The following is an 8,217-nucleotide window of genomic DNA, read 5'->3' as shown; positions in this document are numbered from 1 at the left end:
AGTGATTGGTTAAAAATAAACACCTTATTCACCGCTGAACTCCGGCCGGCGTTTTTCCATGAAGGCGGTGACGCCTTCGGCGAAATCGTGGCTCAGGGCGCAACGGGTGAAGCTCCCCTGTTCCGCCAGCAACTGCTGTTCAAGGGTGCTGCTCATGCTGTCGTTGATCAGCTGCTTGGCTTGGGCGTAGGCCCGGGTGGGCCCCCGGGCCAGGCGTTCGGCCAGTTGCAGGGTGACGGCCTCCAACTCACTGTCCGCCACCACCTGATTCACCAGGCCTATGGCGCAGGCCCCGGCCGCGTCGATCGGTTCATTCAGCAGGGTCAGAGCCATGGCACGTTTAGTGCCGACGGCCCGGGGAAGGAACCAGGTATTGCCGCCATCCGGGGTGGTGCCGATCTGGGTGTAGGCCTGGGTAAAGCGCGCGCTGTCAGCGGCGATCGCCAGATCGGCCGCCGCCACCAGACTCATGCCAAATCCGGCCACGCTGCCGCGCACCCCGGCGATCACCGGCTGGGGCATCTCCCGGAGGATGGTGATGAACTGGTGAACCACACCGATCAGCCCGGACACTTCAGTCTTTCGTTCCTCGTCCGGAAGCTCAAGCCCCTGCCTGAAAAAGCCGATATCACCCCCCGCCATGAAGTGATCACCCGCACCACGCAGCACCACGCAGCGCACGCGCTGGTCTCCGGACAGAGCCATGAAACCGTCCCGCAACTGATAGGACATTTCGCGGTTGAGGGCATTGAGTGATGCGGGCCGGTCCAGGGTGACCACTGCCACAGCGCCCTTTCGTTCGATCCGAACTACCTCATCCATCTCTCTCCTCCTAAACTCATGGGTCGGAGTCAAGCCGCCCGACCTGGTGAACATTGCCCTCGTATGGAGCGGTCTGACTCCGACTCCGCCATTCCTGCGGCCCGTCATTGCACAATAAAAAGTGGGAGCGGCGGCTTTTAATACCACGATACGGTTGCCCCCTGCACGCAGCGGCCAATCCGCTCCCACGTAAACCTGCTGTACAGCTACTCCGTTTGACTGGAGGTTTTCAGCTGTTGTTCAAAATCATCCAGTGCCTCGAGAATGGTTGACTTTTCCAGCTCACCCGCATGCCCGGCCAGGGCAACCAGCTCCTGCGTGGACACATTGCCCTGCGGGCCGCGGAACAGGCCCTTGACAATGCCGATGGCCGCCAGGCCCTGCGCGGTCTCGAAGCGTTGCTCCATGTAAAACCACTTGTCGTCCCATCCCAGTACGCGGGTATGCAGATCGAACCGTTCAAACGGGTTGATCTGCCGGCGGAAGCGGATGCTGGCGATGGAGACCACCGGTAGCCAACGCCGCCTGAGCACCTCTTTGAACAGTCCGCTGCGCAGCATCAGCTCGATCCGCCCCAGATCCATTAGCGCCAGGTAGCGGGAGTTGGTGAGATGCAGATTGATGTCCAGATCGGTCGGCAACACCCGCATCCGCAGGCTGGCCACCTCCATGAGCCCCTGCCGGGGACGAAACCGGGAGCGGAACAGCTGCAGCATGAGACGAAACAGCAGATTCATGCCCCGGCACCCGGTTCCCGGTTGACCCGCGCTGCTTCAGAAGGCCTCGTCATCGAACTCCATCATGCCCCTGGATCCGGCCATGATACTGGCAAACAGGGCGCCGCTCTGGGGCAGGACACGCTCGAAGTAGAAGCGCGCGGTATCCATCTTGGCCTGGTAGAAGAGCGGATCCTGCTCGCGTTTCTGTTGGGCAACTTCCGCCATGCGCATCCACAGATAACCGAGGGCGACCAGGGCGAACAGGCGCAGGTAGTCGGCCGCGGCAGCACCCATCTCATCTGGGTTTTTCAGGCCTCTTTGCGCCAGCACCGCGGTTGCCTTCTGCAGCCGGCCAAACGCCTTGGCCAGCGGCATCAGGAAGGGGTGCAGGGAGAAATCCTGCTCTTTCGATTCGAGATAATCCCGCACCGGGTGGAAGAAGCGCCGCAGATAGCGACCCATGTGCGCCGGCAGCTTGCGCCCCACCAGATCCATCGCCTGGATCCCGTTGGTCCCCTCGTAGATCTGGGCAATCCGCGCATCCCGCACGTACTGTTCCATGCCATGTTCACGAATATAGCCGTGCCCGCCAAACACCTGCATCCCCAGATTGGCCACCTCCGAGCCGGTATCGGTCATGAACGCCTTGACGATCGGGGTCATCAGGGCGACAAAATCCTCGGCCTCGCGGCGCCGCTTCACATCCGGGTTGCGCTTGGCCTGATCCAGTTCACTGGCGACCCAGACCGCCAGCGCCCGGTTGCCCTGCACATAGGCCCGTTGGGTCAGCAGCATGCGCCGGACATCGGGATGCACCAGCAGGGAGTCGGCCGATTGGTCCGGTGCCTTGGCTCCGGTGAGTGCCCGCCCCTGGAGCCGCTCACGGGCATAGGCCACCGCGCCTTGGTAGGAGGCCTCGCCGATGCCGAGCCCCTGGATACCCACCGCCAGGCGCTCGCTATTCATCATGATGAACATCGCCTCCATGCCCTTGTTGACGCGGCCGACCAGGTAGCCCTCGGCGTCATCGAAATTCATCACGCAAGTGGCCGAGGCGTTGATGCCCATCTTGTGCTCGATGGAGCCGCAGCTGACGCCGTTGGCCTCGCCCAGCGAACCGTCGCCGTTGACGCGGATCTTGGGTACCAGAAACAGGCTGATCCCCTTGATGCCCTTGGGGGCGTCCGGGGTGCGCGCCAGTACCAGGTGGATGATATTCTCGGTCAGGTCGTGCTCACCGGCGGTGATGAACATTTTGGTCCCGGTGAGGCGGAAGCTGCCGTCGGCCTGGGGTTCGGCCTTGGTACGGATCAGACCCAGATCAGTCCCGCACTGCGGCTCGGTCAGGCACATGGAACCGCTCCACTGGCCGGTCACCATGTGCGGCAGGAACTGCTGTTTCAGCTCCTCGCTGGCCCGCGCCACCAGCGCGTTATAGGCGCCGTGGGTCAAACCCGGGTAGAGTCCGAAGGCGAAGTTGGTGCTGCACATGATCTCTTCAACCAGCATGCTGATGGCGTTGGGCAGCCCCTGCCCGCCATACGCAGGATCGGCCGCCAGGGCACCCCAGCCCATCTCGTTGAAGTCCTTGTAGGCCTCCTTCAAACCGGCCGGAGTGGTCACCTTGCCGTTGTCGAAGTGGCACCCCTCCTCGTCGCCCGTACGGTTCAGCGGGAACAGACGCTCCTCGCAGAAGCGTCCCGCCTCCTCCAGGATTGCATCCACCAGGTCGGGGGTCACCTCTTCGCAGCCCGGCAGTACCCGAATCGCCTCGGCATCAAACAGTTCGTTATACACAAAGCGCATGTCGCGCAGCGGTGTCTTGTAGCTGGCCATGTTATTAGTTCCTCAGCGATTTGCCGGTTTCCAGCATGTGTTCCATGCGATCCAGGGTGTCGGGATGACGCACCAGGGTCATGAACGCCCCGCGTTCCAGCCGCAACAGGTCATCCTCGCTCAGGGTCTCGGTGATATCGGTATCCCCGCCACTCAGTAGTTCCGCCAGGGTCATCGAGACCACCACGTCATGGGCGGTCGCCCGACCCGCCAGGCGTACCCCTTTAACGGCCATCTCCATGGCCGCCTTGGCGGTGGAGCCCGGGAGCCGGATCTCGATCGGTTCCGGCGGCCGGTACTCCTCCGCCATCGCCAGCGCGCGGGCCTTGGCGTCCGCCAGCAGCCGGTCACGGTTCATGGTGATGCCGTCATCCGGACGCAGGAACAGGTAGTCCTTGGCCTCGGCCGCCGACTTGGCCACGGTGGCGGTGCTGATGGTCTCGAAACATTTGATTACCGCCGGCATGGGACCGCCCGGACGGCGTTTGTTGGTGATCCAGCGCTGCAGCATCTCCTTGCTGCCGCCCCAGGCGGGAACCAGGCCGACACCCACCTCGACCAGCCCGATATAGGTTTCGGCATGGGCCTGCACCGCATCGCAGTGCAGCAAGCTCTCACAGCCACCGCCCAGGGCCATCCCGGAGGGCGCGCCGACCACCGGGAAGGGGGCATATTTGAGCGCCTTGTAGGTCTCCTGTCCGCCCTCGATCATCTCCTCGATCTGGTCCCAGGTACCGAGATTGGCGGCAAACAACAACAGCCCCAGGTTGGCGCCGACCGAGTAGTTATCACCCTCGTTGTGCAGCACCAGGGCTTTGTAGCCTTTGGAGACAATACTGATCGCCTCGCGCATCAGGGCCAGGATTTCCGGGTCCATGGCGTTCATCTTGCTGGTGTATTCGAGACAGACCACGCCATCGCCGATATCCCACAGCGCCGCCGAGCCGTTCTTCGCCAGTGGCTCGCTACGCCGCTTGATATCCGACAGCAGCAGTACCCCTTCGGGTCGCTGCACCGCCTGGTAGACGCCGCTGGTGTCCAGGTACTGCAATTGGCCGTCCTGGGTACGATAAAACGACTGATCGGCCACCAACTCCATCAGCGGCGGCACCGCCACTCCCTCGCCCTCCAGCAGTTGGCTAAAGTGGGCGGTGCCGAGCCGGTCAATGAGCTCAAACGGCCCGTATTTCCAGGCGTAACCCAGCTTCATGGCCGCATCCACGGCCAGGACATCGTCGGCGATCTCGGGGATCAGACTGGCGGCATAGCCCAGCACCTGGGCCAGCACCCGGCGGGCGTACTGGCCACCCTTGTCGGGATGGGCGACCAGCGCCTTGAGGCCACCCTGGCGCGATGCCTCGAGCGACTCCAGGTGCGCCTTGCGGGACGGGTGATACTCGCCGGAGGAGAGATCGATACTCTCCTTGATCTTGCCGCCCGCGCTGCGGTTGATGCGATAGAATCCACCCTTTCCCTTGCGTCCGGTATAACCGTCGGCGATCATCCGGGTCACCAGCTCGGGGATGGTGCTCTTGTCCAGGAACGAATCACCGGCCGGCAGGGTGCGCCGCATGCTCTCCATCAGGTGCGGCATCAGATCGATTCCCACCAGGTCGGACAGGCCGAACACGCCGGTCTTGGGAATGCCCAGGGGACGCCCCATCACCGCATCGGCCTCTTCCACCGTAAGCCCCAGGGCCATGGCTTCCAGAATGGCGACCTGAATCCAGAAAATGCCAATACGGTTGGCGATGAATCCCGGGGTATCCTTGCACGCCACCACCCCCTTGCCGAGCGCGCGGTCGCAGAAATCGGGGATACCGCTGACGGCATCCGCCCGGGTCTGCTCCCCGGAGGTGATCTCCAGCAGCCGCATGTAGCGGGGTGGATTGAAAAAATGGGTGATCAGGAAGTCGGCAGCGAAGTTCTCCGACTGCCCATCCACCAGATCCCGTAGCGGGATGGTGGAGGTATTGGAGGAGACCACCGAGCCGGGTTTGCGCACCGCATCGATCTTGCGATAGAGCTCCTGCTTGATATCCAGCCGCTCGATCACCGCCTCGATGATCCAGTCGCACTCCGCCAGCAGTTCCAGGTGGTCCTCGGTGTTGCCCGTGGTGACCAGGCGGGCATTGCGTTTGTGCATGAAGGGTGCCGGCTGGGCCTTGAGCAGCCGTTGCACCGCCCCTTCGGCAATGGCGTTTCGGTTATCCGCCCCCTTGGGGACGATATCCAGCAGCACCACGGGAATCCCGGCATTGGTGATATGAGCGGCGATGCCGGCCCCCATCACACCGGCACCGATCACAGCAACCTTGTTGATATCCATCAGACCGCCTCCAGGATGGTGGCAATCCCCTGACCGCCGCCGATACACTGGGTGGCCAGCGCAAACTGCTTGCCCTCACGTTTCAGCAGCGCCGCCGCCTTGCCGGTGATGCGGGCGCCCGTGGCGCCCAGGGGATGTCCCAGGGCGATGGCGCCGCCATCCAGGTTGGTCTTGGCCAGATCCACGTCCAGGTCGCGCACACAGGCCAGCGACTGGGAGGCGAAGGCTTCGTTGAGCTCGACAATGTCGATATCCGCCATGCTCAGCCCGGCCCGCTGCAGCGCCTTGCGGCTGGAGATGACCGGCCCGATACCCATAATTTCCGGCGCGCAGCCGGAGACGGCGAAACTGCGGATTCTGGCCAGGATATCCAGGCCATGGGCACGGGCATACTCTTCACTGCAGACCAGCACGGCGGAGGCCCCGTCGGTCAGGGGCGACGCGGTGCCGGCGGTTACGCTGCCGCTCTCATCGAAGGCCAGCTTGAGACCAGCCAGGCTCTCCGCCGTGGTCTCCGGCCGGATGCAACCATCCTGTTCCACACCACTCACCGGCACGATCTCGTCATGCAACTTGCCTGCCGCCTGGGCGGCCGCCGCCTTGGCCTGGCTGCTGACGGCAAACGCCTCCTGTTCGGTGCGCGAGATGCCGTACTGCCGGGCCAGGTTCTCGGCCGTCTCCCCCATGCTCATATAGGCCCCCGGCATGGCGGCGGCCAGTTGCGCATTGGGCATGGGGTTGAAGCCGGTCATCGGCACCCGGGTCATGGACTCGACCCCGGCACAGATATAGACCTCGCCGGCACCCAGGGCGATCGCCCCGGCCGCCTGGTGGATGCCCTGCATCGAGGAGCCGCAAAACCGATTGACCGTGGCGCCGCCGATGGAAATCGGCAGGCCGCTGAGAAAAACCACCAGACGGGCCATATTGAACCCTTGCTCCCCTTCCGGGAAGGCACAACCCAGCATCAGATCCTCGATATCGTCAACCGCCACACCGCTCCGTTCCACCAGCCCGCGCACGGCCGCGGCCGCCAGATCATCGGGACGTGTCCTGGCCAGCGCGCCTTTGTTGGACAGGGTAAACGGGGTGCGGGCATAGCCTGCGATCACGATGTTTTTCATTGCGTTCTCCGCCATTGTAGGTGCCAATCGTCAGTTTGTTGATCCGCGCTATACACGCTGAAATTCGGCGCTCCCGGCTACCTGGTGTGGCCGGCAGCGGCAGCTCTTTTCTTAATATTCGACAATGCCTGCTGCTCGATATCCCGCAGCTCATCCAGGGTCGCCACCAGATCCTCCTGTTGCTGCTCAAGCTCCTCTATGCGCCGGCTGATTTTGGTCAACAGCAGCTGCTGCTGCTCGATCTGCTCCGGGTCCACGTTATACAGATTCAGATATTCGCGAATGTCCGTCAGCGAAAAACCGAGACGCTTGGCACGCAGGATCAACTTCAAACGGGCGCGGTCACGATAAGTGTAGACCCTGGTGGACCCCACCCGCTGGGGGCTGATCAGCCCTTTAGTCTCGTAGAACCGGATGGTTCTCGGCGTCACATTGAACGCTTCGGCCAATTCGGTAACTGTCAGCAACTTATCCATGCTCTACTCCTCGGAAACGCAATATAGACAAGGGTTACGTATACGTCAACATTTTTACCAATACGACATATTACTGACCAATACACACTCCGCATATCAGTGCTGCCCTTCCCCTGAGCCATGGTGTATCCTAGCGGCGTTTTTTATAGGGGAATAATGCTTCCCGATGGTTTTTGCTGCAGGAGAAACAACGCGTGGAAATGGCCTGTCTTGACCTCGAAGGGGTGCTGATACCCGAAATCTGGATCAACTTTGCCGAACGAACCGGTATCGACGAACTCAAGGCGACCACCCGCGACATCCCTGATTATGATGTATTGATGCGACAGCGCCTGCGGATTCTCCAGCAGCACAGGCTCGGGCTGCCGGACATCCAGGCGGTCATAGACGGCATGTCGCCGCTGGAAGGGGCGCGGGAATTTCTTGACTGGCTGCGCGAGCGGTTCCAGGTGGTGATACTCTCCGACACCTTCTACGAATTTGCCGCCCCCATGATGCGTCAACTGGGGCACCCCACCCTGCTCTGCCACAAGCTCTCTATCGCTGAAAACGGCCTGGTTGAGGATTACCACATACGCCAGAAGGACCCGAAGCGTCAGGCAGTCAAGGCGTTCCACGACCTCAACTTCCGGGTCATCGCCGCCGGCGACTCCTATAATGACACCACGATGCTGGCCGAGGCCGATCGGGGAATCCTGTTCCGTCCACCACAGAACGTCATTGACGAATTCCCCCAGTATCCGGTGGTCACCGATTACGCAGCCTTCCGGGATGCGTTTCGCGAGGCCAGCAACCGTACCCTTTGAGCGTGGTTTGAGAACCGACGCCTGAGCGGCCGCCCAGGCGCGCCCTGTACCGCCGACTACCAGATAACTTAAGTTTCAGGGTAACTACTCGCGGGGTGATTGGCT

General features: G+C 62.3%; 7 protein-coding genes. 1 reads left to right on the top strand and 6 read right to left on the bottom strand.

Annotation, left to right across the window (positions count from 1 at the left end; translation table 11 throughout):
- Window positions 1-24: 24 nt before the first annotated feature.
- The 6 genes from NPX02_RS20670 to NPX02_RS20645 form a co-directional block, all read right to left on the bottom strand.
- Entirely contained in the window at window positions 25-822 is a 798-nt protein-coding gene (locus tag NPX02_RS20670) for an enoyl-CoA hydratase-related protein (RefSeq protein WP_260295950.1), read from the bottom strand.
- A gap of 206 nt (window positions 823-1,028) precedes the next feature.
- A complete protein-coding gene (locus NPX02_RS20665) occupies window positions 1,029-1,559 on the bottom strand; it encodes a thioesterase family protein (RefSeq protein WP_260295949.1) in 531 nt (176 codons plus the stop codon).
- 36 nt (window positions 1,560-1,595) lie between these two features.
- Window positions 1,596-3,377, bottom strand: a complete 1,782-nt coding sequence (locus tag NPX02_RS20660; RefSeq protein WP_260295948.1) for an acyl-CoA dehydrogenase C-terminal domain-containing protein — start codon at window positions 3,375-3,377, stop codon at window positions 1,596-1,598.
- Window positions 3,378-3,381: 4 nt separating this feature from the next.
- On the bottom strand, window positions 3,382-5,706 hold the full coding sequence (locus NPX02_RS20655) for a 3-hydroxyacyl-CoA dehydrogenase/enoyl-CoA hydratase family protein (protein WP_260295947.1): 2,325 nt from the start codon (window positions 5,704-5,706) through the stop codon (window positions 3,382-3,384).
- The gene (locus tag NPX02_RS20650; RefSeq protein WP_260295946.1) at window positions 5,706-6,830 is read right to left on the bottom strand and encodes a thiolase family protein; all 1,125 of its coding nucleotides are present in this window, start codon (window positions 6,828-6,830) and stop codon (window positions 5,706-5,708) included. Before NPX02_RS20650 ends, NPX02_RS20655 begins: the two co-directional genes overlap by 1 nt.
- Window positions 6,831-6,907: 77 nt before the next feature.
- Window positions 6,908-7,306, bottom strand: a complete 399-nt coding sequence (locus NPX02_RS20645; protein ID WP_260295945.1) for a MerR family transcriptional regulator — start codon at window positions 7,304-7,306, stop codon at window positions 6,908-6,910.
- A 200-nt stretch (window positions 7,307-7,506) separates the two neighbouring features.
- Between NPX02_RS20645 and thrH the strand changes: the two genes are divergently transcribed.
- Window positions 7,507-8,112, top strand: a complete 606-nt coding sequence (gene thrH, locus NPX02_RS20640) for a bifunctional phosphoserine phosphatase/homoserine phosphotransferase ThrH (RefSeq protein WP_305792961.1) — start codon at window positions 7,507-7,509, stop codon at window positions 8,110-8,112.
- The last annotated feature ends 105 nt before the right edge of the window (window positions 8,113-8,217 follow it).

It is taken from the genome of Sedimenticola hydrogenitrophicus, assembly GCF_025175675.1.
Classification (GTDB): domain Bacteria; phylum Pseudomonadota; class Gammaproteobacteria; order Chromatiales; family Chromatiaceae; genus Sedimenticola; species Sedimenticola hydrogenitrophicus.
This window is presented reverse-complemented; position numbering and strand designations above follow the sequence as displayed.